The organism is Phycisphaerales bacterium (assembly GCA_016699835.1).
Lineage (GTDB): Bacteria > Planctomycetota > Phycisphaerae > Phycisphaerales > UBA1924.
On the sequence record CP064987.1, the window covers coordinates 2,303,764 to 2,330,181 of the forward strand.

The window sequence follows — 26,418 nt, forward strand, 5'->3', positions numbered from 1 at the left end:
GACTGCAATCGGACTCATGTCTTCCTTGTCCTTCAGGTGTCTCTCACTGAACTCAACTTTGGTAATTTGACCATTTAACTATTTGGAAATTTGGATCTCCACATGCCCACCATCACTCTTCCCAACGGCGACACCAAGTCTTTCGACAAGCCCGTGAGCGGGCGCGACGTCGCGGCGTCCATCGGCGCGGGGCTCGCGAAGGCGGCCCTGGCGTGCAAGGTCGATGGCGAGACGAGGGATCTCTCCTTCGTCATCGATCATGATGCGCGCCTCGAGATCATCACCGCGCCCAGGCCCGGGCAGGCACCGAGCAAGGACGCGCTTACGTTGATCCGGCACTCGGCGGCTCACGTGATGGCCGAGGCGATCCAGGATGTTGCGGGGAAGCAGATCCAACTCGCGTATGGCCCGCCGACGGAGACGGGGTTCTTCTACGACATGTTTATTCCCGAGGGCGTGAAGTTATCGAGCGATCTGTTCGAGGCGATCAACGCGCGCATGGCGGCGATCATCAAGGAGGATCGCGCGTTCACCCGCTATGAGTGCGAGGCGAACGAGGGGCTGAAGAAGTTGTGGGCCGAGGAGAACAAGTACAAGATCGATAATGCCGAGCGGGCGCTAGGGATGGTGTCGTCGGTGTATCGCGGGGCGAAGGCGGCGTCGGGTGATTCTGGTAGTACGGCTGTTCAGAGCGGCGGGAGCACCGGTCTGGAGACCGGTGCCACCAAGAGGCTCTCGTTCTATGCGACGGGTGAGCCCGGGAAGAACTGGGAGGACTTGTGTCGCGGGCCGCACGTGCCGAGCACGGGGCGGATCGGGGCGGCGCGGGTAATGTCGCTCGCGTCGTCGTATTGGCACGGCGACGAGACTTCGGACCGGCTCATTCGCGTCTATGGCACGGCCTTCCCTTCGCAGAAAGAACTCGACGAGTATCTGAATCAGTTGGAGGAAGCGAAGAAACGCGACCACCGCGTGATCGGCAAGGCGCTGCGACTGTTTCACATCGATGAGGACGTCGGGCAGGGGCTGATCCTGTGGACGCCCAATGGTTCGGTAATCCGGCAGGAGTTGATGACGTTCATCTCGGATGAACTGCGCAAGCAGGGGTACCACCAGGTTTTCACGCCGCACATCGGGCGGCTGGAGTTGTACAAGACCAGCGGGCACTTTCCGTACTACAAGGACTCGCAGTATGCCCCGATCGTGGAGCGCGAGGCGATCGAGATGCTGTCGGCGCAGGGGTGCTCGTGCGCGGAGATGATGAACCGCGTGGAGGGCGTCTCGGCGCGCCTCGTTAAGGAGATCAACGAGCGCACGCACGCCTCGACCATCGGCAAGGAGCGGATCCTTCCCGACGAGAAACTCGTCGAGGGGTATCTGCTCAAGCCGATGAACTGCCCGCACCACGTGAAGATCTTCAAGAGCGCGCCGCACTCGTACCGCGACATGCCCGTGCGCCTCGCGGAGTTCGGCACGGTCTATCGCTGGGAGCAGTCGGGCGAACTCAACGGCATGACCCGCGTGCGCGGCTTTACCCAGGACGACGCGCACCTGTTCTGCACCGAGGACCAGGTCGGCGCGGAGGTGCAGGGGTGCCTGAGCCTCGTGAAGATCATCTTCGCGACGCTGGGGATGAAGGACTATCGCGTGCGGGTGGGCTTGCGCGATCCCGACGGGACCAAGTACACCGGGACGAAGGAGAACTGGGACAAGGCCGAGGCCGCGTGCATCGCGGCGGCGGAGTCGCTCGGTGTTTCGTTCAGCAAGGAGCCCGGTGAGGCGGCGTTCTATGGGCCGAAGATCGACTTCGTCGTGAAAGATGTGATCGGTCGCGAGTGGCAACTCGGCACGGTGCAGGTGGATTACAACCTGCCCGTGCGGTTTGATCTGTCGTACATCGGGCCTGATAACAAGCCGCATCGGCCGGTGATGATCCACCGCGCGCCGTTCGGGAGCATGGAGCGGTTCTGTGGCGTGCTCATCGAGCACTTCGCGGGCGCGTTCCCGTCGTGGCTGAGTCCGGAGCAGTGCCGCGTGATGCCGATCAGCGACAAGAGTTCGGAGTATGCTCGCGAGGTTCTGGCGGCGCTCAAGGCGCGCGGGGTTCGCGCCACGATCGACGAGGGATCGGACCGCATCCAGGCGAAGGTGAAGGTGGCGGCGGACGAACGCGTGCCGTATATGGCGATCGTCGGCCCGCGCGACGCGGAGAACAGGACCGTGTCGCTTCGAATGCGCGGCATCGAGAAGGACCTCGGCGCGATGGGCCTCGACGTGTTTGTGGCGGCGCTGACGCGTGAGATCGCGTCGCGCCAGGCGGAGTTGGGTGTGAAACCCTAGTTGATTAGCGGATCAGACTCGCAATCACGCGGAGTGTGAAGTCATGCCGCGCGCTGGTGTTGCGAGTTTCGCAGGGACTCCAGGCAGAGTTCGATGAGTTTGGCTCGGTCCACGGGCTTGCTGGCGTAGGCATCGCAGCCCGCGGCCCGGCATTTGTCGGCGTCGCCGCTCATCGCGTGGGCGGTGAGTGCGATGATCGGTCTGGTCCAGCCTCGCTCTCGGAGCGTTCGGGCGAGTGTGTAGCCGTCCATCTCGGGCATCTGCATGTCGGTGATGATGAAGTCGAAGACCGGCGGCGTGATGAGCGGGCGTGTGGTGTCGGCGTCGATCGAGAGTGCCTCGAGCGCCCGCAGGCCGTTGTCGTATGTCGTGACCTCTGCGCCGGCCTTGCGGAGATGATGGGCGATGAGGCGTTGATTGTCGGGGCCATCCTCGGCGAAGGCGACGCGCACACCGGCGAGGGGAAGCGAGGCCGAGTCGGCGATGGCGGTTCGAGAGACGGGCGTCTCGGCATGGATGATCGGCCCGGCGGGGAGCAGCGCGCCATCGACTTGAGCCTCGTGGGTGAGCGAGAGGGTGAAGGTGCTTCCCTGGCCGAGTTGGCTCTCGACGGTGAGGTCGCCGCCGAGGATTCGAGCGAGGTTTCGGCTGATGCTCAGTCCGAGGCCCGTGCCGCCGAAGCGTCGCGTGGTGCTGGTGTCGGCCTGGGAGAATGGGTTGAAGAGCGTGAGGAGGCTTGTGGGCGAGATGCCGACGCCGGTGTCGATGACCTCGATGCGGAGCGACGGCTGATCGGGCATGGCACGAGCGACGACGCGCACGCCGCCGATCTCGGTGAACTTGATCGCATTGCCGATGAGGTTGACGAGGATCTGCTTGAGACGGACGGGATCGGAACGAATCGAGCACGGGATCGGCGTGGCGGCCTCGAACACGAGCGAGACACCCTTGGCCTTGGCGCGGACCTGCATCAGGGCGTCGAGATCCCGGAGCAGGTCGGCGACATTCACGTCGAGTCGCTCGACCTCGACGCGACCCGCCTCGATCTTGGAGAGGTCGAGGATGTCGTTGATGATCGTGAGGAGGTGCTCGCCGTTGCGCTTGATCGTGTCGATGTACTCGAGGCGGGACTTGGGCGCGGCGGCACGGTCTCCCGTCTCGGCGAGGAGGTCGGTGTAGCCCAGGATCGCGGTCATGGGCGTGCGGATCTCGTGGCTCATGTTCGCGAGGAATTCGCTCTTTGCGCGGTTGGCGACCTCCGCGGCGAGGCGCGCCTCGAGCATCGCGTCGGCGGCCTTGTGCGACAGAGTGTTGTCCACGTGCACGCCGACCATCCGGATCGGGCAGTCTTGGGCGTCGCGCTGGATGACGCGTCCGGTGGTCTCGACCCAGGTCCAGCCGCCATCCTTGCGACGCATGCGGACCTCCTCGCGGAACTCCACGGCCTTGCCTGTCGGGTGCATCGCGAGCGCCTGTATCACGCGGTCTCGATCGTCCTCGTGGAGGAGGCCTTCCCACGTGGTGACATCGCCGAGGAGATCGTCTCGCTCAAAGCCGAGCATTCGGAGCCAGTGGTCGTTGAAGGCGACCTGCCCGCTGGGGATATCCCAGTCCCAGGTGCCCATGCCGACCGCATTGATGGTGAGATCGAGTCGCTCGGACTGCTCCTGGGTCAGTCGCTCCTTCTCGATCTCATCGGTGATGTCGCGCGTGTACATCACCAGGCCGCCGATCTCCCAGTCGGGGGTGTGCCAGGGGCGGACCTCCCACGAGAGCCACTGGGTGTGCCCGTCCGGACGGACGAAGGGGTCACGGTCGCGGCGTTCGATGGCACCCATGAGGCAGCGGCGGTGGATCTCTTTCCACTCTTCTCCGATCTCGGGGAGCACCTCATAGTGTGTCTTTCCGATCACGTCGCTCGCGTTGCGAAGGCCGTAATCGCGAATCCAACGCTCGGAGCACGCGAGATATCGCATCTCGCGATCGAACATCGCCACGGCGGCGGGCGCGTGGTCGATGAAGGCGCGGAGCATCGCCTCGCTCGCCGCGACCTGTTCGACCATTTTCACCTGAAGCGTGATATCAACGGCCACGCCTCGAACGATCGTCCGCCCGTTGTGCACCATGGGTTCGGAGACGTAATCGCTGAAATGCAGCACCCGCCCGTCCGCGGTCACGGCCCGATAGTGCAGATGGTGGGGCCGTCCCGCCTCGATTTCGGCGAGGCACTCGTTCACCGTGCTCTCGCGATCGTCGGGATGAAGGATGGAATCCCAGAACCCGGGCTCCAGCCATCGGATCTTCGGATAGCCGTGGCGTTCGTCATCGAACGAGAGGAACGTGAACCGGTCCTCTTCGACACAGAACTCCCACGCGAGCAGGGACGCGCCCTGCACGATCGCGCGCAGTCGCGACTCGCTCTCCGTCAGGTTCCGGTCGGCGTTCTTTCGTTCGGTGATGTCCGTCTCGATCGCCATGAACCCGGTGTGGACGCCCTCATCGTCGAAGAGCGGTTGGAGTTCGATGTCGAGGATGTACTCGCGCCCGTGCTTCCCGCGATTGACGATCTCGATGTGGGCGGGCTCCAGCCGCTCGAGGGCCGATCTCATCGTCGCGATCGCGGCAGGGTCGGACTTCTCGCACTGCAGGACGTGCCCCGGGACCTTTCCGACCACGTCCTCGAGCGTGTACCCCGTGATCCGGGTGAAGCCCTCGTTCACCCACACGATGCGACGCTTGGTGTCCGCGACGATAACACCATTCATTGTTCTACGGGCGATCATGGCAAGGCGACGCTCGTGGATTCGATCGGGCGCCGCGAGCACCAGGGCCCGAGCGCGCACAAAGAGCGTCCCCCATACGGTGAGCGGCACGACGATGGCCGTGGCGATCAACGCCTTCCCTATCACCCGGATCCAGCCGGGATCCTCGGGAAGGAGAAGGCTCGTCAGCAACGTGGCCGCGAACATGGAGAACAAGGCGCCTCCAGTGGCGATGAGCACGAGCGATCGTGGTCGGAGGCGATAGGGCATGGCGGGATCCATATTCAAAGCACACGGAAATCTGGTCTCCGTACTCCGAATGCCATCGTCCTCTGGAACGTCGGTTTGAAGCGATCAATGTGCTTGCAGGTCAGCCAACGAATGACTGTCCCTTTATGCCCCGCGATCGGGGTATGGCAAGGTGATCCGCTCGCCACACAGATCTCGAAGGTTCGGACGGTGCATCTGGTCTGTCTCAAGGAAGTATTTCAGTACGTAAGGCGTTCGAGTTTATACGCAAGTCGTTCAACAGCAAGGGAATACGACTTGGTTCGAGAGGGCGCAGATTGTGCGCAATTCGGCTCGAGAAGGCATACATGTCCGGGTTCATGGGTCGTTCGTCGTTTACAATCGCCCCCTTTGTCCTGCGCCGCCGGTTGGGAGCACCCTTTGGCGCGGGTTCGCACCGCTCCCAGCCTTATCCATTGGAGTGATTCACATGGCCGAAGCATCGCACACCACCGTCATCGGACCCGATACCAAGATCAAGGGCGAGATGACCTTTGAGTCCACGGCCCGCCTGCTGGGGACGTTCGAGGGGAAGATCCAGGCGAAGGGCGAGTTGCAGGTCGCCGACAGCGCCCAGTGCCGGGCGTCTGTGGACGCGGGCAAGGTCCTTGTCGATGGGCTGGTCGAGGGGAACATCAACGCTCGCGAACGCGTGGAGTTGACCGCGCGCGCGAAGATGAAGGGCGACCTGGTCTCGACGAAACTGGTGGTCGCGGATGGCGCGACATTCGTCGGGCACGTGACCGTCGGTCCCGAGGCCGCGAAGATGGCGGGCTCATCGGGTGGCGGCAGCGCCGCGTCGTCGATCGAGGGCAAGCCCGCCGACACACGCGTCACACCCCCGAACCGCTAACGCACGAGTGCATCCGCGTGTGATGCCTGGAGCGCCGCTGCGCGCGCCAGGTGAGTCATGACGTGATGGCTTGGGCACGCGCCGAGCGATCGGCGGGTGTTTGGCCAACGTCGGGGCCTGCATGTCGAGCGACACACCCCATTCTCCGCCTCCATCGGCGATGGGTCCGCAGAGGACGCTGACGTGCTATCACTGCGCGCACGTCTTTGGTGTGTCGACGAAGGCCGTGTCGTGCAACTGTCCGAAGTGCTCCAAACTTCTGCAGATCCAGGATGTCGTGATCAAGGGCACGCATTCGGTTCGGAAACTGCAGACGTGCGGGAAGATTCTCGTCGAGGTGAAGGGCAAGTTGATTGCGCCCGTCATCCAGGCGAGCCTAGGGGTGGAGGTGCTTGGCAGTCTGGAGGGGAACGTCGTGACGCCCGGGCCGGTGCGACTCGGGAAGAAGGCGTCGTGGAAGGGGGATTGCACGGCTCCCACCCTGAGCGTGGAGCTCGGGGCAGAGGTGACTCGCGGGTATTTCCACATCGGGCCCGATGCGCTGGCGGAGTCTTCGCGAGCACGGTCGCTCATGGGCGTTGTTCGCGGAGACGACGGGAGCAACGATGATGACTTTGGACAAGGTGCGAGTATCGAAAGTCCCGACGGCTCGGAGGGACCGAAGCTTGCTGGTCCGTTGATCCCGGACAAGCCCGCACCGAAGGCCCCGATCCAGCAGGGGCGATCACGGGACCGCACGCCGATTCTTCCGGATCAGCCCGCGCCCAAGGCTCCGATCCAGCAGAAGCGCAAGGCGGAATCGAAACCGATCATTCCGGACAAACCCGCCCCGAAAGCGCCGATCCAGACGCGGCGGAAGAAGGACGGGCCAGACGCGCCCCGGGGGTGATTCCGGCTGTGGATTGGCCATTATTGCGTCCTGGGTGTTGAACCTATTCGTCCGGCGAGTTCACCAGAATGCCACGAATACTGTCGCGGCACTTGACGAGTGTCGTGGTGGCTGTATCTTGGTGTGGGGCGTTCCGCCACAAGGAGAGCATCGATGAACTCTGATTCTCGTGAGGTTTCGTGCCGGATTGGTGTTGGAGTACTTTGGTTGCTGTTGTCGGCGGGGACGTGCCTCGGGCAGTGCAACTTCTTCTCGCCGCCGGTGGATGCCGACGAGCCGGACTCGGGGTTCACGGACGCGAACGGCGACGGGATTGATGGGATGGCGTGTGGGCCGATCTTTGTGGCGGCGACGGGGAGCGATGAGAATCCCGGGACAATGGATGCGCCGCTGGCGACGATCCAGGCGGCGGTGCTCCAGGCGCGGTTGATGACGCCGACGCGGAAGGTGTACGTCTCGGCGGAGGGGAACGTGCCGCTCAACTCGCTGGTGATTCTCGATGGCGTGTCGGTGTATGGTGGGTTCAATGCCGGCGCGGGGTGGACGCGTTCGAGCGCGAGGTCGCAGTACAACCCGAATGTTGCCTTTGCGGACTCGTATCACGACATCGTGGTCTCGGGCGGCCAGGCACACCAGGCGCTGGTGGTGTATGCGCAGGCGATTTCCCAGCCGATGGTGCTCGACTCGTTGCAGTTTTTGTCGAAGGTCGGAAATCGCGTCTCGCCGAGCACCGACTTCGGGCTGTTCGTCGAAGGGGGACCGTCGGGAAGTCTCGAACTTCGGAACGTGCGTGTCGAGGCGGTGCCTCCGGCGAGCCTTGGTTTGGCGGCCGGCGCGGGCACCAATGGTCTCCAAGGAGCAACGGCCAACGCGGGAGCGAACGGGCTTGTCGGCTGTGAGGACTGCACATCCAATGGAACCAGTGCCCCGGGAGGCTCAGGGGCGTTCAACGGAGGTGGAGGTGGCCCGGGTGGGCAGGCGGTCAATGGTGTGGCCGGTCAAACGGGCAGCGGTCCTGGTGGGAGCGCTGGTGTTGGGGGGAGTTCGGCTCCGTGCAACGCCACGGCGGGGAACGGGGGATTCGCACAGCCCGGCGCTATCGGGAGCAACGGAGCGCACGGCGGCGTCGGCCCGCTCTGGTCCAACGGGCTCTCGGGGACCACGGGATCGGCGGGCCGCGGCGGCGGCGGCGGTGGTGGTGGCGGCGGCGTGACGCAGGTCTTTCTGTCATGCGACACGGGACGGGGTGGAGGTGGTGGTGGCGGCGGTGGGGGCGGATTCCCGGGCTCGCCGGGGACGGGTGGATTGCCGGGGGTTTCCGCGGCGAGCATGGTCTGGAATGGAAACGGGAGTGTGCTGGCTGATTCAAGTTGTCATTTCCGTGCGTTCGCACAGAACGGCGGCATCGGTGGGAACGGCGGGGCCGGTGGGAATGGCGGCAACGGCGGACTCGGAGGCTCGGGACCTGGCGCGACGGGTGCCGGTGGCAACGGCGGTGCGGGCGGTCGAGGCGGGCATGCCGGTTCGGGATCGGGCGGCTCTGGCGGGAGCGCGTTCGCATCCCTCAGTCTCACGGGCGGGCCATCCACATCGATTGCCGGCGCCTTGATCGAACTCGGTGGGGGAATCGGCGGGCTTGGTGGAACCACGCCCGGGTTCGGAACGGCGTCGTCCGGGCCGAACGGAACCAGCGTGACCCATGCAGTTTCTGGAGTGACGGCTCCCTCATTCGGCACTCCCGGCAATCGCGCACCGACGGGTGTCCGCTGCATCATCCGGTGCTTCCCGGACACGCCGTCGGCCCCGACGGTGGCGCTCGCCGCCGACCCGGATATCACCGATTCGCACACATTCCAGTTCTCGCAGCCCTTGATCGGTGGCACGGTCGCGAAGATCGGTGAGTCGTTCATCTTCACGCCCGCTCCCGGTTTTACGGGATGGACGTGGTTCAATCTCAGTGCCGTGGACTCGGGCGGGTTGAAGGTCACGGGGCGGGCCGTGGTCTTCGTCGGCGTGGATCCGGATCCACCGGTCGAGCCGTGCACGGCGGACGTGGATGACGGATCGGGAACGGGCACTCCCGACGGCGGGGTGACGATCGACGATCTGCTGTACTTCCTGAATCGCTACAACCTCGGTTGCTGATGTTCGGCGCGTGTGCTATGGGTTTGAGGGGCGCGGTTCGGTGCCGTCCTGAACGTCGCGGTGTTTCGCTCGAGCCTCGGCGAGTTTCGCGAGGCCGGTGCGGGCGTCGTTGGTTTCGGGATGATTCGGGCCGTACAACCGCGTGCAGATGTCGAGGGCGTGCCTGAGGAGCGGCTCGGCCTGATCGAACTTGGCGTTCTTGACGAGGACATCGCCGAGTTTTCCCATGGAGCGGATGGTCCCGATGTGCTCGTCGCCGAAGGTCTTCTGGCAGGCGGCGAGGACCTCGATCAGGAGTGTTTCGGCGTCATCGAGTTTGCCCTGTTTCAGATAGACCGAGGCGAGATTGTGGAGGACGGGGAGCGTTTCGGGGTGATGTCGGCCGAAGATCTGGGTGTCGCGTTCGACGAGTTCCTCGAGTGCGACCTCGGCCTCATCGAGTCTTCCCATTTGCTCGAGACAGGCGGCGATGTTGGAGCGTGTGCCGAGCGTGATGGGGGCGTTGATACCGTTCATTCGCGACTCGACCTCGAGGACGGCCCGGAAGTAGTTGATCGCCAGGTCGGGCTGGCGGCGCTCGTATTCCATGAGTCCCAGGGCATGGAGGACACGCTGACGGGCCCACATCCGATCTCGTTCGGAGTCGGTTTGCGGGAGGGGCTTCTCGCCGGCGGGGAGGGCGAGGAGCCTCGCCAGTTCCGGGTCGTTCTGGGTGCGTTGGGCGACGTCGAGGAGATGGGTTTCGGCCTTGTCGTATTCGCCGAGGGCGATGAGCGCGGAGCCAAGATCGCTCTCGGCGCGCAGGGTTTCCGGGGCGTTCATTCCGAAGGTTGTCTCGCAGAGCGGGATGGACTCTTCGAGGAGAGCGATCGCGGGTTGCGGGTTCTGTCCATCGAGATAGAACCAGGCCATGTCGTTGAGGAGTTTGAGGCGTGTCTGGTCGCCCGGTTCGACGGCCTCGTCGAGGATCTCCTTTGATCGCCCGTAGTGGGCCTTGGATTTGGTGAGATCGCCGAGTGACTTGTAGAGGTTGGCGACGCTCAGGTGGATCCGCCCCATGATGAGCGGCTCGTTGCGAAACTTTTTGTCGATGCGACTGGCGGCCTGGTCGAGGGCGTCATGGATGGTGGCGTCCTTTCCGAGCCTCGATGAGGAGACGGCTCCGAGCAGATCGACGGCCATGAACTCCTGGACGGCTTCGGCGATCAGCCTTTGTCGATCGGCGGCGGCTCGAGCCTTGTCCGCGCGCTCGGCCTGGAACTTCGCGTCGTCGAGTGCTTCGCCCGCGATTCCTTGTTGGCGTTTCGACTCGGCGAGAGCGTCGCGCGTGTGGTCGAGGGCGACGAGGGACGTGGCGAGGCCGACACCGAGGGCGATGATGGCGATCGCGATTCCGGCGACGAGCGCGCTGTTGCGCGAGGCGAACTTTCGGATCTGGTAGAGCCGCGAGGGCGGGCGGGCGAGGATCGCCTCGTTGGAGAGGAACCGGCGCACGTCGTCGGCCAGGGCGGCCGAAGAGTCGTATCGGCGAGTCTTGTCCTTCTCGAGCGCTTTGCCGAGGATCGTCTCGACGTCGCCTCGGAGTGTGCGATCGACGGTGCCGATGGGGATGGGCCCGGACTCGCCGACGACGCGCAGGGCGTCGGGGAGGCTCTTGCCCTTGACGTCATAGGGCGGGCGCCCGGTGAGGAGTTCGTAGCCGAGCACGCCGAGGGCGTAGACATCGGAGCGAGTGTCGATGTCGTTGGTGTCGCCCTTGGCCTGCTCGGGGCTCATGTAGGCGACGGTGCCGATGATCTGACCGGCGTTGGTCATGAGGGTTGGAGATTCGTCGTCGATAGCGCGGGAGACGCCGAAGTCGAGGATGCGTGGCCAGCCGCGTTCGTCGACGAGGATGTTGGCGGGCTTGAGGTCGCGGTGGATGACGCCGCGCTGGTGGGCGTGGTGGACGCCGTCGCAGACCTTGGCGAGGAGTTCGAGACGCTCTCGTGGCGAGAGGTTGTGCTCGCGTGCGTGGTCGAGGATGGGCTTTCCCTTGATGAGTTCCATCGCGAAGAAGGGGCGCGGGCCGTCGTCGAAGGCGTGGACGCCGGCCTCATAGATGCGCGCGATGGACGGGTGCTCGAGGAGCGCGAGGACGCGGGCCTCCTGTTCGAAGCGGCGGAGCGTGGTGGGGGAGACCAGGCCGGCGTTGATCACTTTGACGGCGACGCGGCGTTTGGGGCGTTCCTGCTCGGCCTCGTAGACGGTGCCCATGCCGCCGACACCGAGGCGGGCGATGACTCGGTAGTGCCCGATGTGGTCGGGGATCGGCTCGGTCCGGGCGCTCGCGAGTCCCTCGATGTGCGAGAGGTTGATGGCCTCATGGATGGCGGGCTGATCGAGGGCGCCGCGCGTGACGGCGTCCTCGGCGAGGAGGGCCTCGATCTCGTGGCGCAGACTGGGGTCACCAGCGCAGCGCTCGTCGAGTAGTCTTGCGCGGGCGTCGGGCGGGAGACGCAGCGCCTCCTTGAAGATCTCGTCCACGAGTTGGAAACGCTCGGCCTCGCTCATGCGTCGGGCTCCGCGCGTGTCTGTGGCTCGGCCTTGAGTTGGCGATGGAGCCAGGCTCGCGCCATGCGCCATTCTTCGGCGGCGGTGGAGCGGGCGATGCCCAGGAGTTCGGCGGCGTCCTCGGCCTTGAGCCCGGCGAAGAAGCGGAGTTCGACGAGGCGTGCCTTGCGCTCATCGAGTTGCGCGAGCGCGTCCAGCGCCTCGTGGAGATCGACCATGTCGAGAGCGTCGTCGTCGGGCTTTGGGGCGTGGACGCCATCGAGGGTGACGCGTCCCCAGCCGCCGCCTCGCTTCTTCCTATCGCGTCCGCGCGCGTGGTCCACGAGGATGTGTCGCATGGCCTTCGCGGCGATCACATAGAACTGGGCGCGGCTCTGCCAATCGACGCCCTCCTGGCGGACGAGACGGACGTAGGCCTCGTGGACCAAGGCCGTGGGTTCCAGCGTGTGCTGGCGACGCTCGTCGAGGAAGAGATCAGCGGCGAGGGCGCGAAGGGCGTCGTAGACGAGTGGGACGAGGTCGTTAGCGGCGCTCCCGTTGCCCTCGGCGGCGGCATTCAAGAGTCGCGTGACCTGGTCGGACGGGTCGCGATCCGAGGTTGGTAGGGCCTTGCCCATCGATCCATGGTACTCGAATCGGGGTTGAGTTGATCGCGCGTGACGGGCTGGAGGCATGTGGAGTTGGGCGATGTTTGGCCGATCCGCGCCCGGGAAAGTCCTTGGAGTTGCCGCATTTTCGGACTCGACAGCAGCCGACATCGCCCAACACCGTGGCGGGCTTGCGAAGTCGGCCATTCCTGCTGGTGCTCGCTCTGGTGAACATCGGCGCACGACCTCACACACAGGAGATACGACGATGAAGTCCACGAGCCTTTGTCCAATGCGGATGTTGGGATTGAGCCTGGTTGCCTGGATCGGGTGTGCGGCCCACGCGGCGGACATCAACATCAGCCCGGTGAACAGCATCCAGGCCACAATCAACACCGCGGTGAGTGGGGATCGCATTCTGCTTGCCCCGGGGTTCTACAACCAGACGTTCACGATCAGCGGCAAGTCGCTGACGATTGAGGGGACGGGCGGAGCGGCGGCGACGATGATCTCCGCGAATGGGTTGAACACGTCTGTTGTTCAGGTCAACAACTGCCCCTCGCCGGGGGTGACGTTTCGGGGCGTGACCATTCAGGACGGCAGCACACCCGGTTCGGTGGGATCGCCCGACGGATTCCCCAACGACGGTGGCGGGATCGTCGTGAACAACTCTCTGCTTACCGTTGAGTTCTGCACGTTCACCAACAATCACGCGGGTGACGACGGCGGGGCGATCTACACCCTCAATGGCGGGGCGACCATCACGGGCAGTTCGTTCCTGAATAACACCGCCGGCGGCGCGGGCGGGGCATTGCTCATCCGCGGGGGCATGAATCTGGGCGGGTGCACGTTTTCTGGAAACGTCGCGCCTGGCGCGGGCGGCGCGATCTACACGATCACGACGGCGGCGTCCACGATTACGAACTCATCATTCACGGGGAACTCCTCCACCAACTCCAATCCCGGTGGAGCGATCTATGCGGCGAATGCCGGGAACATGACCATTGTGGATTGCTCGTTCACGAGCAACACCTCGGCGAGCTATGGCGGGGCCATCGCGACGCCGGCCTACTCGACGGCCACGGCGTATGACCTCACGCGCTGCACCTTCACCGGGAACACGGCCAGCGCGTCGGGTGGCGATGGGGGCGCGATCCTTGTGAGCAGCTTTGTGAACTTGTCCCTGACCGACTGCGTCTTCACGCGCAACTCCGCGGCGGACCTGGGCGGGGCGATCCTCAAGACCGGCACGTCCGGAACTCTCACCGCCGATCGGTGCGGCTTCTTCGCGAACTCCGCGCTCCGAGGCGGGGGGATCTATTGCGTGACCGCGACCACGATCAGCAACGGAGTGATGGTCGGCAACACCGGATCGGCGTTCGGCGGGGCGTTCTATGCATTCGGCACTGGAGCGAATGCGCTGAACGCGATCAACTGCACGATCGTGGGGAACCAGGGCGCAGAGCCGGTCGTCGCGGGGAGTGCGGCGAATCTCAAGGGGTGCCAGATCTGGGGGAACGCGAACACGTTTCTGAATGCGATCCACAGCGTGACCTACTCCAATGTGGAGTTGGCCTCGGGCGTGCGCAGCGGCACGGGCAACATGAATGATACGCCACTCTTCGCCATGATGCCCAGTGCCGGTCTCGATGGCAACTGGGGCACAATCGACGACAACTACGGCAATCTCGCGTTGCTTGCCGGTTCACCGGGCATCGATGCGGGAGACTCGCCGGCCGTTCTGAGCATGGCGTTGGACTACATCGGCAACGACCGCAACGTGGACGATCCCTCGGTGCCCAATAGCGGCGTTCCCGCGTGGGCGCTGAATGTGGACATGGGCGCGTTCGAGTTCCAACCTCCCACAACCAGCGGCGGATGCGTCGCCGACGTGGACGACGGCACAGGGACGGGGACCAAGGATGGTGGTGTGACGATCGACGACCTGTTGTATTTCCTGGTTCGGTTCAATAGCGGGTGTTGAGTTGAACGGCGTGTCGCGTGCTCGGTCTCCAGATTTTGGTGCATAAACGCGGGACACGGTCACACAATTGCACACGGCCCCGGTCGTCCATACCGGGGCCGTGTCGTGTTTGGTGCGATCTGAGTTCAGAGAACTTAGCGGCGGCGACGGCCCATCATGAGCCCACCAAGACCGAGAAGTGCGACCGCGCCAGGAGCGGGAATCGCGGCGATGCCGGGGTTGCCGAGGTCACCGGACGCGGAGAGGTGCGAGCCGTAGATGTCGCCGTTGACCGAGAAGAACCAGCCCGCGACGTTGTTCGTGCCGTAGTTCGACGGGAGGGTGATGCCCGTGACGTTCTGGGTGCGGATGGTCCCGGGGATGTTCTGGTCGCCGAAGGTGAGTCGATCAACGAGCGTGAGGCCGTTGAAGAGGTTGATCTCGTCGTTGCGGCCGAGGTTGGTGGTGTTGCCACCGATGATCTTGACGGCGGCGCTGAGGCCCCAGTCGGTGCGGAAGAGGGACGCGTCGGCCTCGGTGAGAATGACGGACTCGCCCGGGGCGACAAGCCCGAAGGCGGAGAGATCGACGACACCGGGGAGTTGGCTGTCGTCGTCGAAGCTCCAGCCGGTCATATTGACGGGGCTGGCGCCGATGTTGGTGAACTCGATGAACTCGCCCGTGCCGCCGGCGCTGAGCGCGCTGTAGGCCCACTCGGTGATGCGAACCTGCGCACTGGCAGAGGCCGCAACCACACCCAGGCCCGCGAGGGCCACGATCGTCACACACTTCGTCATGTCTTCTCTCCTTTGGCCGTGTGCTCCACGGCGTGAGGAAAAGACTACCAGCGAGATTCGGAAGGTGTACAAAGGCCGCGCAAAGACTGCGTGAAGTGTTGCGTGGGTCAAAATGTTCATGTTCGATCAAGACTGGGTCAAGGTTGAGCAAACACCGCGCAAGTCGAGGAGTTGTTGTCTACGACATTGTCCATGAAGAGAGCCGAGACAGGCCGCGCCGATTCCGCGCACCAACGAGCCGCCGTTTGGCGTGCTGCGTCGGCGTTCACGCTGATCGAGTTGCTCGTGGTGATCGCGGTGATCGCGCTCCTGATCGGGATACTTCTCCCGAGCCTTGCCGCCGCGCGAGAGTTGGCGAAGCAGGCCGCGTGCAAGAGCAACCTGCGCCAGGTTGGTATTGCGGTGAACTCCTACGCGGCGAACAACAAGGGTTTTTATTCGAGCGGGCGATTCGACAACCGGTTGAACAGCGGGCCTGGACCGATCGACAAGGCGGGCTGGCTGGCGGACATGATGAACGGCGAGTATCTGATCCCCGGTCGGCTCTTGTGTCCGACGAATCCGGCGCAGATGACACAGGCCATGACGTTTGGGCGGCTCACGGATCGTCCGAGCGCACCCCAGGATCAACTCGAGTTGTTCCGTCGCGGATTCAACACGAACTACACGATGGCGTGGTACATGGCGTACACCGAGTTCAAGAACGTGCGCAACGCGAGCAACGATCCGCAGCGGTATGCCTATATGGTCGGTCCGCTGCGAGACAGCAAGATCACGGGAACCAGCCCGAACTATGTGCCGCTCTTTGCCGATGGGCGTGTCGAAGATAATCTGAGTTCGGGTGTGGCGATCGAGATCATCGACGAACGGCAATATCGAACGGTGAAGGATCTCACCGACGGCCCTGCGGGACAGGCGAGCGATGGGACGTGGGCGCGTCAGAAGTATTCTGATTTCGGGCCGGCACACGGGAAGGCGCCCGGCGGGCCGGTGAATAACGCCGCCGCCGGTGCGAATCGCAAAGACCACGACAAGCACTACGCGAACTTTCTGTTTGCGGATGGTCACTCCGATGCCGTGGCCGACACGAATCGTGACGGAGAGATCGGTTGGCTGAGCGGCGCGACACGTGCCCCCAATGCGGCGTACGACGACGACATCGAGGGGAAGATCTTCGGCGGCCTCCTGAGCACCGGACGCTTCTGGCGACCCAATGAGTAGTTTGGACTCCCTCGCTGGCGTGATGGAGGTCTGTTGTTTGTGATAGAGATCGCAGTCTGACAGAGGAGAATAGAGATGAAGCGTTCCATGTGTGTGTGTGTGGTGGCCGGGCTGGCTGCGAGTGTGGCGCAGGGGCAGGTTGTTCTGAACGAGGTGTATCCGAACCCGCCGGGGAGCGGCACGATCGATGATCGGTGGGAATACATCGAGATCTATGGGCCGGCGGGCATGGATCTCACGGGGTACATGGTCGCGTCGGTCTTCGGCGGAGGCGATCCGGATGGCAACGATGTGCCAGGCCCGCTGCCCGCGGGTTGGGACGGCGGCGACGAGGTCGCGGAGATCGACGAGGCGTGGAGCCTTGATGGATTGACGATCGGGTCGAATGGCCTGCTTGTGCTCTACAACAACGCCCAGCCGAGCCAGGCGCTCGCCCTTTTTGCGCCGGGAACTGCGACGGCGACCTTCCAGGCTTCGCATTGCCCGACGGTTGATGTGGCCGGACGCATCAAGAACGATGGCTCGGCGACCTTCGTCCTGATGCGCAAGCGCCCGTTCCACGCGATCAACGCCTCGGGCATCTCGCTCTACGACGGCGTGCCCGCGAACACGATTACCTCAGGCCCGCTCTTCTATCCCTCGAACATCCGGTATGCGTGGCGCAAGGACATCAACCCCGACGTGGACTTCAACGGACGCGTCGATTTCAACGGCATCGGCTCTCTCGTGGTTGGTGGCGGCACGCCCCCGGCGGAAACTCCCGTGAACAGCGAGCGAGCCGCGACGCCACCCGTCCCCGCGCCGAGTTCGCTCGAGCCCTACCAGATGGTGGATGACGTGGCGTGGTCCAACGGCGGCGGCAAGGAGTATGTCCGTTCGAGCCAGCAGGAACTGTCGGACACGTCGGGCTTCAATCCCGATGCCGCGAGCCGCGTGGCGTACTTCGGCGTGAACCCCGAGCAGGGCCACTTTTACACCGGGTCCACGATGCGATTCACGCGTATGGCCGACGAGGAGTTCATCTATGGCGACATCCTCGACACCGGGCCGCAGTCGCTGCCGCTCATTCAGTACAACCCATCATTTCGCGGCGGGCCGACCGACCCGAATGGTCCGACGTACAACGAGTTCGGGGTGCTCGACACGAACGGCTCGTACCTCCTCAATGACATCAACCTCAACGGGTTCGTGCTCACCCCTGGCAACTTCAACGACGTTGATTCCTCGGGTTCCGGCGGGATCAACATCACCCAGTTCCGCTTTGTCGCCGGCGACTTCAACTTCGATGGCGTCGTGAACTGCGACGACGCGAACCTCATCGCGTCGAAGGTCGGCGCCTCGCTTGACGACATGGCGCCGCTCGTCGAGGACAACAACACACCGCTCGACCCCAACGACGACATCGCCTACATGGGCTGGGCCCACCAGGGGCGTGACTTCAACGCCCTTCTCGCGATGATCCGGATGGACCTGAGCGATGGCACCACCGGCGAGTGGGATAGCGGCCTCGTCGTCACCAGCGCCGATGTTGCCGCGTTCGAGTCGATCTTCACCTGCTGCGTTGCTGACGTGGACGATGGCAGCGGCTCGGGGACGCCCGACGGCGGCGTCACCATCGATGACCTGCTGTACTACCTCAACATCTTCAACCAGGGCTCCATCGGCGCCGACGTGGACGATGGCAGCGGCACGGGAACCAAGGACGGCGGCGTCACCATCGACGACCTGCTGTACTTCCTCGCCCGCTTCAACAGCGGGTGCTAAGGCCGCATCAACGCCACGCCGATTCACACGTGTGATTCGGAAAGGCTCGTCCAGAACGGAATCGCAAGGCCCCGGGACCAACGCCCGGGGCCTTGTGCATTGAACGGGTTGCAGGCGAACTTCGGAACTCGTCTCTTGGGAACTTGGATGTTCACTCCCCCAGCACATCGATCGCCGAATAGCGGTCGAGGTTGAGGTGAACGATCTCGCCGTCGTCCTTCTTGAGGACGAGTCGATCGAGCCAGAGTTTGTGGTCCTTGCTGTGGGCGTACCACGAGCCGGTTTTCTGTTGCCCGGCGTCGATCACGACGCCCTCGACGGTGGTGACCATCGTGCCGCCGCCGGCGTTGGTCGAGTCGCGTCCACCACTACCTCCCTTGAGGCTCGCGTGGCGATCGAGGCGCGGGACCTGCTGGGTGACGCGGACGCGAGTGCCGGGCGGATAGGTGGTCTTGAGGGACATGGGTGGAGGGTAGGCGACGGGACGGGCGCGGTGATCCTTATGGCTCCAGCACGACCTTGATCTGGCGGGTGTCGGCGGCCTCGCTTAGGGCCTCGACCGCGTCGCCCAGCCTGGATCGACCCGTGACCAGGGCGGAGACATCGACCTCGCCTTTCGCCAGGGCGCTCACGCCCTCGGCGATCTTGCCGCAGCGCACGCCGATCAGTTCAACCTCGTTGACGACGGCGAGGGAGAGATCGATCCCGCCGTCGGCCACGCCTCGCGCCCCGACCTTGGGTCCATCGAGTGTGGCCCCGGTCGCGACGCCGGCGTCGTTGACGAGCATGCCGGCGGATTTGAGAATGACCTTGCCGCGCGGTCGGACCAATCGCAGCGCGAGCGTGATACCCGACGCCGAGCCTGTGCAATCGACGACGACGTCCTGATCCTGGCGCAGGCCGACCTCGGCGACGTGGCGGTGCTTGACGCCCCAGCGTTCGCAGAGGGAGAACTTCGCCGGGTGCGTGCCCAGGAGTCGGACCGAGGCGTTGAGGCGCGCCATGACCTGGGCGCACAGGAGCCCCATCGGGCCGTCGCCCAGCACAGTGATGTACGCCTTCGATTCCAGGCGCATGACCTTTGCGGCATGCACGGCGGCGGCGACACCCTGCGCGAAGACGCCCGCGTCGTCGCTCACGCCCTTGGGTAACTCGGCGAGATTGGTAACAGGTATGAGGAATCGCTCGGCGAAGCAGCCATCGCGTCCGTGCGTGCCCAGGACCGTGCGATCGGTGCAGTGGGAGGAAAGCCCGCCGCGGCAGCGCTCGCAGCGGCCGCAGACGATGGTCTTGCTCCCGACGACGCGCTTGCCGATCCACGCGGACGCGCTCTCGGGGATGTCACTCGTGCCGGCGCGGTCGATGATTTTCTCGACGATGCCGACGAACTCGTGGCCCATCACGCCCCGGAAGTTGACGAGGCCGCGCGAGACGGCGACGTCGAAGGAGGAGATGCCGGCACGGGTGAGGCGGACGAGGGCCTCGAAGGAGTTGCCGTTGGTGCGCTCGCTCGGTGTGGATCGTGAAGCGTCTGTTGGGCGCGTGGTGGGGGCGCTCCCGGAACCCGGCTCGGGCCAGTCCTTGTGGACGACGACTCGCTTGTCCTCTCGAACGACGGCGTGCATGCGCTTCCCCGACTCGGCCGATCCATCGCTCGGCTTCTCTCGCTCCCAGCATCGGCGATTCGCGTGGAACGACGGCGAGGAGGCATGAATCCGTGCGTCCGCCGCGACACCGAACCGTCACAGCCCGTACGCGCGTCACAGACGGCGCGATCGCATCGATGTATGGAGCGAGCGCGCCCGAAGAGGCTTAGTTCGAGGCCGTCCTGCGTTTGGCTCGGGCGCTCTCGCGGATCTTGCGGACGAGGCCCTCGAGTTTCACGGTGACGAGTTCGGCCTCGCGCGTGGATGACTGCACACGCGACTCGACCGCGGCGAGTGCTTCTTCCTGTCGCTTCGTCGCCTCAGCCGCAACGCGTTCGAGGTGGGCCTTCTGCTCGCAGATCGCGTTGGCCATGATGTTCACCGCGTCCTCGATCTCGGGGACCTGGGCGAGGATGGTCTCCTGTGTCTCGCGGGTCTCGGCGAATCGGGCCTCGAGCGCGTCGATGGACTCGGCGCCCTTGAGCACGTCGCCCGCGAGGTGCCGTCGGGCCTGATCGGATTGCTCAACGAGACTTGTGAGATCGCGCGAGAGCCCCTCGGCCTTCGCCAGCGTCTCGGCGGACTGACGCGTGAGCGAGAGGACATCGGTCAGCGTCGCCTCGGCCCGATTCGCGCGGATCGACGCATCGGCGAGGCGATCGGCAAGGTCGCGGAGGTCGTCGAGATCGAGTTCCTCGAGCACCTCTCGCGTGTGTCCCGCGACCTCGGCGAGGCGAGCGGCACGCGTCTCGTGATTCTCGAGGAGTACCGTGCCGCGGGAGGCGAGCGACTCGAGTTCGGCGCTCAAGGCCGACGCCGCCTCCTCGCCCGCGAGGCGCGACTCTTCGAATCGTGCGTCGGCTCGACGCGCCAGTTCGACCTCGAGTTCCTCGGCCTTGCGCTGGGCCTTCTCGATCATCACCTTGGACTTGGCCTCCGCGTCCGCGACGATGAGGCCCGCCTGGACTCGTGCCCGCTCGAGGATCTCCTCGCTCGTGGTGCTGGCGTGGGCCCGGATCTGCTCGGCCCTGGCCTCGAACCGGCGCACGAGATCCGCGGAGAGTTCCTCGGCCCGCGAGCGAGACTCGTCGAGGGCCTTCATGTGGGCGTCGGCACGCGTGGCGAGCGACTCGATCGTGGTAGTGAGCGAGTGCTCGGCCTGCTTCGCGTGTTCGGCCAACTGCGTGGCAAAGGCCGCGAGCGCCCGGTCCACAACGCTCGAGACCTGGCGCTGCACGACCTCGCTGATGCGTTTCTCGTCGATCGTCGTGGAGCGCGTCACGATCTCACGGAGCGACTGCTCCTTCTGGGCGAGGTCCTTGGTCGCGCGAGTGATCGACTCCTCGGCCTTCTGCACGCGCTGGTCGAGCGTCGGGATGACGCGGACGGCGGTCTCCACGCGCGTCTGCATGTCGCGCCCGGCGTCGCGGAGGCGTGTGTCGATCTCGCGGACCTCTGCCGAGACCGACGCGAGCGACCGTGACTGGTTGACGGCCTCGGTCACGATCGCGCGCAGGGCGCCGGCCAGTTCGTCGAAGGACCGGTGGTCCACCACGCGGGGCGACACGAACAACTGACGCGCGAGGTCCTCACCTCGGGGCAATCCCGCACTTCCCGCTCCCGGCTTCGTCTCCACGATCATGGCGCCCTCCATGGCGAAAAGGGGATTGTCGGCCATATCGGCCTGTTTCGCGTAGTTCTTGCCCGATCGACGTGGCTCCATGGGACTAATCGCCTCCCCGCTATCCTCTGTGTGGTGCGAAAGACATCCACAGCCAAAGCATCGGGAACTGTTCGGCTCCAGAAATACCTCGCCGACGCGGGCGTCGCCGCGCGACGGGTATGCGAGGAACTGATCGAGTCAGGCAGGGTCGAGGTCAATAGCGTGACGGTCTCGACGCTCCCAGCGTTCGTGGAGCCGGGCGTGGATCGCGTGCGTGTCGATGGGCGGGAGGTCCGCGGGGCCGACCGGAAGTTGTACGTGATGCTCCACAAGCCCACGCGGGTCCTCTCGACGACCGCCGACGAGCCGGGGTCGGATCGCGCCACGGTGCTCGATCTTGTCCAGCACCCTTCCGGGGCGCGCCTCTTCCCTGTCGGGCGGCTCGATTACGACGCGACGGGGCTAGTGCTGCTCACCAACGACGGCGAACTCGCCAATCGCCTCTCGCACCCGCGGTTCGGCGTCGAGAAGACGTATCTCGTCACGGTGAAGGGAAGGCCCGACGAGAAGGCGCTCGCGAACCTGTCGCAGCCCTACAAGGAGATCGCGCGGCGTGCGGCAAAGGTCCAGCGTGATCTTCGCGGGCCGAAGCGCGACGCGACACCGATCGTCGTGCGTGTGCCACGGGGGATGCCCCAGATCCGGATCGTGAGCGCCGGCAAGATGGCCGCCGCGGGTGAAGGTGCTGGCGCGAACAGCATCCTCGAGATTCGACTCCAGGAATCGCATGGCGGGCAACTCCAGGACGTCCTGCGGATGCTCGGCACGCCGGTCCGCAAGATCATCCGCGTGGCGATCGGCGGGCTGCAACTCAAGGGCCTGGCCTCAGGCCAATGGCGGGAACTCTCACGCGAAGAGATCCAGGTGCTCCGCAAGGGCGGACCGGCGAAACCGAGTCCATCGGTGCGCAAGATCGGCGTGAAATCAAGCATGGCTCCCGATCAGGACAAGAACAGGAAGCCCCTCGGCGAAAGAAGCCACCCGTCCAAGCCGAAGGAAAGAAGCGGGAAACCCGCGTCTAGAACGTCCGATCGCTCGAGCGTGACGCGATCGGCGCGGAGTGGAACGCAGGACGGACGCCCGAATGGCCGAACGAGCGGCAGCCCGCGTGTGACTCGACCAGGCGGACATCGGAAAGGTTGATGGAGACACGCGAGAGCCAACCTGACGTTCGCCCTGATCGTGACCTCACTGGTCCGATGGGCAACCTGCGCGCGCTGTGGCAGTTTGTGCGGGTCGTGCTCGCCAACGCGCATCGCGTGCAGATCGCGCGGATGGCGGCCGCTCTCTCGTATCGCACGATCTTCGGCCTGATTCCGGTGATCGTGATCAGCCTCATCGTGCTGCGCGCGTTCTCGACGCCCGATGAACTGAAACTCAAAGTCCGCCAGATCATGGACTTCACCGGGCTTTCCCAGGTGACGCTGACCCAGGAGCAACTCGACCAGTCCGGGATGGAGAACGGCGTGACGGTGGGCGACCCGCGTGACGCGGCCTTCGAGAACCCCGACTCCACCACAGATCCGGCCGGTTCGCCAGCAGCACCTGCCGCGACCGGGCACACGCCGTCGCCGACGAATGCCACCTCGCACCAGTTCACAAGCCTCGATCAGTGGATTGAGGAGGTCGTGGACAACGTTCACAACGTGAAGGTGAGCGCGATCGGGACGGTCGGCGCGATCATGCTCATGTATGCCGCGATCTCCATGCTCGTGGAGATCGAGAAGGCGTACAACCAGGTCTTCCTCGCGCCGATCGGCAGGTCCTGGCCCCGGCGGATCATGCTCTATTGGACCCTGCTCACCCTGGGCTCGGTCTGCCTCGTGCTCACGTTCTATCTCCAGGAACGCACGCTGCTCTACCTGCGCGGGAACGACGGCCTGCTCGGGCGCTGGCTCGGGTTCCTCGGCTCGTACCCGCTGACCGTCATGATCAGCGCGCTCATGCTGACGCTGATGTACATGGCCGTCCCCAACTCGCGCGTGCAGGTCGGCCCGGCCTTTGTCGGCGCCTTCGTCGCGGCGCTCGGGCTGGAGGGGGCCAAACGCGGGTTCTCCATGTACGTGGCATACTCCAGTTCCACCGCCCGGCTCTATGGGCTCCTCGCCCTCATCCCACTCTTTCTCATCTGGATCTATGTCACCTGGCTCATCAACATCGGCGGGCTGATCGTGACCCACTCGCTCCAGAGTTACACCGCCGCCCGCAAGTCCGGCGCGCTCCGTGATCTCCTCGGGACGCTCGGGCTTGTCCCCGATTCCGGCCCGGGTCGGCACCCGATCGTGGACACCTCGGCCGTCCTCGCGCTCATGGTCGTCGTGACTCGGAGGTTCGCCACGGGCAAGCCGACGGATCGCACGCATATCGCCAACGAGTTGGGGCTTGATGAGGACATTGCCGCGGTCGTGATGGAGCAACTGGCGGCCCGGAAGATGCTGCTCAGTGTCGCCGGCAAGACCGAAGGCGGCTACACGCTCGCCCGTCCTCCCGAGTCCATCAGCGCCAGCGAGGTCCTGCGCCTGGGCGAAGAACTCTCCAGTGTGGATGTCGCTCGCGTGGCCGAGGTCATGGACGAGTTGCGCGCGCACCGGGCGAAGGTGCTCGCGGGCCGGACCCTCGCCGATCTCATCGCCCCGCGCCCCGCCGGCGAGGCGTCACCATCGCCCCAGGTGCCAAGCCCCGCCTGAAGCACGCCTTGTGCGAGCAACCCCCGGCATTCCTAGACTTTCCGAGTTGGCCATCCCGCCGCTCGCCCTCGATCGGCACGGCCACGATTCCTTGTGTACTGAGGAGCGCGAATGGGTCTCGAAGCGGCACTCTCCACCGAAGGATTCCTCACGACGAACCTCCAGCGCGTCGTGAACTGGGCGCGCCGAAGTAGCGTCTGGCCGATGCCGTTCGCCACCGCGTGCTGCGGGATCGAACTCATGGCGACCGCCTGCTCGCGCTACGACCTGGCGCGATTCGGGGCCGAGGTCATGCGCTTCAGCCCGCGCCAGGCCGACCTGCTCATCGTCGCCGGACGCATCGCCATCAAGACCATGCCCGTGCTCCAGCGCATCTACGAGCAGATGGCCGAGCCGAAGTGGGTCATCTCGATGGGCGCGTGCGCCTCGACCGGCGGTGTCTTCGACACCTATGCCGTCGTCCAGGGGTGCGACCAGTACATCCCGGTCGATGTCTACATCCCCGGGTGCCCGCCGCGCCCCGAGATGCTCATCGAGGGTGTCATGGCGATCCAGCGCCACATCGATCAGGAGGGGATACCTCCCCAAGGCGGCAAGCGCGTGCCGCTCGGCGTCGCCGTGCAACCCACGCACGCCCCGAGGCCTCAGCCCGTCGGCCTGACCATTGGGTCGTGAGTGTTTCGAATCTTGTTCGTTCGCGGGGCGCGATTCGCGTCAGAGGTGCGACACGCCGTGCACCGGCACGAACAGAATCGGGCAAGGGCTGCACTCCAGCAACGACTTGCTTACCGAGCCGAAGATCAGACGTTTCACAACGCCGTCGGCATGCGTCCCCATCACAATGAGATCGATCCTGTTCCGCGAGGCGTACTCGGCAAGTTCATGAGGAGCGTTCCCGATCGTGCACTCGGTCTTTACCTCAAGACCCGTGAGATTCGAACGCACGAACTCCGCGAGCGACGCGCGCCCGTGCTCCACGAGTAATGAAGGATCGGGCATCGCCACGGCCGGGTAGGGCGCGCCCGAGGCGGCATCGACCGGTGGCGGCACGCCCGGGCTGGCGACGTGGACTACGTGGATCGTGGCACCCAGGCTCTTCGCGAGATACGCCGCGTGGGCCGCCGCCCGCTTCGACAACTCCGAGAACGCCGTCGGCAAGAGGATCGAGGAGTATTGGATCGCGGGTGTGGCGTTCATCGCGGCTTCTCCAGAAACTTGCCCCGATACTGGATCGTGTACAAGTCATGGCGTCGATCGGTGTACGGCCGAGCCGTGCCCGAGACGCAAGAGTAGCGAATCGACCGCGAGTCCTCGTGCGACCTCCCCCATCTCGATAGTGGGCCAGCCCTGGTTGTCAGCACCCGCTCTGGAATCGGTCGAGGAAATAGATCACGTCATCGATCGTGACGGCGCCGTCGGTCATGCCAAGCCCCTGGCCGTCGTCCATGTCCGCGATCGCCGCACCGTCTGCGAAGAGGCCGATGTAATAGAGCAGATCGTCGATCGACACAGCGTCGTCGGGCGTCCCCGTCTGTGAACCGTCGTCAAAGTCCGCGGGACAGATCGGCGACGCCACCACCGAAATCGAGTACGACGTGCAGGCGAAGACCTCGCTTCGGATCGTCGTCTCCAGGGTCTCTCCAGACCCCACCGGCACGAACCCCGAGTCGAGCGCCACGTCCGCGCGATCCGGGAAGTCGAAAGTCAGGGTGAGGCGCCGCTCTGCGTCGGGCAGGATGGTCGTGAGCAGCGCGCCGGTGCCATCGAGGTGCTGCAGGGAGCCATCTAGCGCGCGGGCGTTGAGGCTTGCGGTAACGTTGTACGCCGTCTGCTCCGGAATGCTGGGCGCGATCGTCATGTACATCCGTCCCGTGGTCGGGAGAAACGGCCCAGCCCAAACGCACAGGCACGGCCCGCTGCACGGATTCGTGTTGTACAGGCTCTCTGGCGTCACGCGATACGCACGCCAAAGGTCGGATTGGGCGAGAGCCGAGGTCGAGAGCGTGGCCAGCGACAGTGCGAGAACGCATGCGGTCTTCATCGGTGGTCTCCTGTACTCAGTGGCCGCACTCTTCCCCCATCGGTACGCCTGGATCGGTGTGATCGGCGAGCGAAACGGCCCAACCACATTGTGCGCGATGAACCCCGCATGTGCAAGTGCCGTGTGTAACGGCAAGGTTCGCAGCATGTTCGTGTGGGC

At 64.9% G+C, this 26,418-nt stretch carries 19 protein-coding genes; 10 read left to right on the top strand and 9 right to left on the bottom strand.

Annotated features, from left to right (window positions below):
- Positions 1-102 precede the first annotated feature (102 nt).
- A complete protein-coding gene (gene thrS / locus IPK69_09545; protein QQS08237.1) occupies positions 103-2,340 on the top strand; it encodes a threonine--tRNA ligase in 2,238 nt (745 codons plus the stop codon).
- A gap of 41 nt (positions 2,341-2,381) precedes the next feature.
- Here the strand turns inward: thrS and IPK69_09550 are convergent, their stop codons facing one another.
- Positions 2,382-5,372 (bottom strand): PAS domain S-box protein, encoded by a 2,991-nt coding sequence (locus IPK69_09550; GenBank protein QQS08238.1) that lies wholly within the window; start codon positions 5,370-5,372, stop codon positions 2,382-2,384.
- A gap of 448 nt (positions 5,373-5,820) precedes the next feature.
- Between IPK69_09550 and IPK69_09555 the strand changes: the two genes are divergently transcribed.
- From IPK69_09555 to IPK69_09565, 3 genes are all read left to right on the top strand, one after another.
- Positions 5,821-6,243 (top strand): polymer-forming cytoskeletal protein, encoded by a 423-nt coding sequence (locus tag IPK69_09555; GenBank protein ID QQS08239.1) that lies wholly within the window; start codon positions 5,821-5,823, stop codon positions 6,241-6,243.
- Between the two features lie 160 nt (positions 6,244-6,403).
- Positions 6,404-7,132, top strand: a complete 729-nt coding sequence (locus IPK69_09560) for a polymer-forming cytoskeletal protein (GenBank protein QQS08240.1) — start codon at positions 6,404-6,406, stop codon at positions 7,130-7,132.
- A 153-nt stretch (positions 7,133-7,285) separates the two neighbouring features.
- Positions 7,286-9,277 (top strand): hypothetical protein, encoded by a 1,992-nt coding sequence (locus tag IPK69_09565; protein ID QQS08241.1) that lies wholly within the window; start codon positions 7,286-7,288, stop codon positions 9,275-9,277.
- Positions 9,278-9,292: 15 nt separating this feature from the next.
- Here IPK69_09565 and IPK69_09570 read toward each other — a convergent pair whose 3' ends face one another.
- Together IPK69_09570 and IPK69_09575 are read right to left on the bottom strand one after the other, a co-directional pair.
- Positions 9,293-11,830, bottom strand: coding sequence for a serine/threonine protein kinase (locus IPK69_09570; GenBank protein QQS08242.1), 2,538 nt, complete (start codon positions 11,828-11,830; stop codon positions 9,293-9,295).
- Positions 11,827-12,447: a sigma-70 family RNA polymerase sigma factor gene (locus IPK69_09575; GenBank protein ID QQS08243.1), complete on the bottom strand. Its 621-nt coding sequence runs from the start codon at positions 12,445-12,447 to the stop codon at positions 11,827-11,829. Before IPK69_09575 ends, IPK69_09570 begins: the two co-directional genes overlap by 4 nt.
- Positions 12,448-12,685: 238 nt before the next feature.
- Between IPK69_09575 and IPK69_09580 the strand changes: the two genes are divergently transcribed.
- Positions 12,686-14,401 carry a hypothetical protein gene (locus IPK69_09580; GenBank protein ID QQS08244.1) on the top strand — a complete coding sequence of 572 codons (1,716 nt, stop codon included), beginning with the start codon at positions 12,686-12,688 and terminating at the stop codon, positions 14,399-14,401.
- A gap of 134 nt (positions 14,402-14,535) precedes the next feature.
- On the opposite strand, the gene IPK69_09585 is transcribed toward IPK69_09580, so the two are convergent.
- Positions 14,536-15,177, bottom strand: coding sequence for a lamin tail domain-containing protein (locus tag IPK69_09585; protein ID QQS08245.1), 642 nt, complete (start codon positions 15,175-15,177; stop codon positions 14,536-14,538).
- Between the two features lie 192 nt (positions 15,178-15,369).
- Between IPK69_09585 and IPK69_09590 the strand changes: the two genes are divergently transcribed.
- Positions 15,370-16,398 (top strand): prepilin-type N-terminal cleavage/methylation domain-containing protein, encoded by a 1,029-nt coding sequence (locus IPK69_09590; GenBank protein QQS08246.1) that lies wholly within the window; start codon positions 15,370-15,372, stop codon positions 16,396-16,398.
- 75 nt (positions 16,399-16,473) lie between these two features.
- Entirely contained in the window at positions 16,474-18,162 is a 1,689-nt protein-coding gene (locus IPK69_09595) for a hypothetical protein (protein ID QQS08247.1), read from the top strand.
- A gap of 151 nt (positions 18,163-18,313) precedes the next feature.
- Here IPK69_09595 and IPK69_09600 read toward each other — a convergent pair whose 3' ends face one another.
- The 3 genes from IPK69_09600 to IPK69_09610 all read right to left on the bottom strand — a co-directional run bounded on the left by IPK69_09600 (position 18,314) and on the right by IPK69_09610 (position 21,531).
- Positions 18,314-18,625 carry a hypothetical protein gene (locus IPK69_09600; protein ID QQS08248.1) on the bottom strand — a complete coding sequence of 104 codons (312 nt, stop codon included), beginning with the start codon at positions 18,623-18,625 and terminating at the stop codon, positions 18,314-18,316.
- Between the two features lie 37 nt (positions 18,626-18,662).
- Complete coding sequence (locus IPK69_09605) at positions 18,663-19,787, bottom strand: alcohol dehydrogenase catalytic domain-containing protein (protein ID QQS08249.1); 1,125 nt, start codon at positions 19,785-19,787, stop codon at positions 18,663-18,665.
- 187 nt (positions 19,788-19,974) lie between these two features.
- Entirely contained in the window at positions 19,975-21,531 is a 1,557-nt protein-coding gene (locus IPK69_09610) for a hypothetical protein (GenBank protein ID QQS08250.1), read from the bottom strand.
- Between the two features lie 33 nt (positions 21,532-21,564).
- Between IPK69_09610 and IPK69_09615 the strand changes: the two genes are divergently transcribed.
- The 3 genes from IPK69_09615 (at position 21,565) to IPK69_09625 (ending at position 24,893) form a co-directional block, all read left to right on the top strand.
- Positions 21,565-22,674 carry an rRNA pseudouridine synthase gene (locus IPK69_09615; protein QQS08251.1) on the top strand — a complete coding sequence of 370 codons (1,110 nt, stop codon included), beginning with the start codon at positions 21,565-21,567 and terminating at the stop codon, positions 22,672-22,674.
- Positions 22,675-22,730: 56 nt separating this feature from the next.
- Entirely contained in the window at positions 22,731-24,218 is a 1,488-nt protein-coding gene (locus IPK69_09620; protein ID QQS08252.1) for a YihY family inner membrane protein, read from the top strand.
- A 111-nt stretch (positions 24,219-24,329) separates the two neighbouring features.
- Positions 24,330-24,893, top strand: a complete 564-nt coding sequence (locus IPK69_09625; GenBank protein ID QQS08253.1) for an NADH-quinone oxidoreductase subunit B — start codon at positions 24,330-24,332, stop codon at positions 24,891-24,893.
- 39 nt (positions 24,894-24,932) lie between these two features.
- Here IPK69_09625 and IPK69_09630 read toward each other — a convergent pair whose 3' ends face one another.
- Together IPK69_09630 and IPK69_09635 are read right to left on the bottom strand one after the other, a co-directional pair.
- A complete protein-coding gene (locus IPK69_09630; GenBank protein ID QQS08254.1) occupies positions 24,933-25,415 on the bottom strand; it encodes a universal stress protein in 483 nt (160 codons plus the stop codon).
- A 157-nt stretch (positions 25,416-25,572) separates the two neighbouring features.
- Positions 25,573-26,259, bottom strand: coding sequence for a hypothetical protein (locus IPK69_09635; GenBank protein QQS08255.1), 687 nt, complete (start codon positions 26,257-26,259; stop codon positions 25,573-25,575).
- Positions 26,260-26,418: the final 159 nt, after the last annotated feature.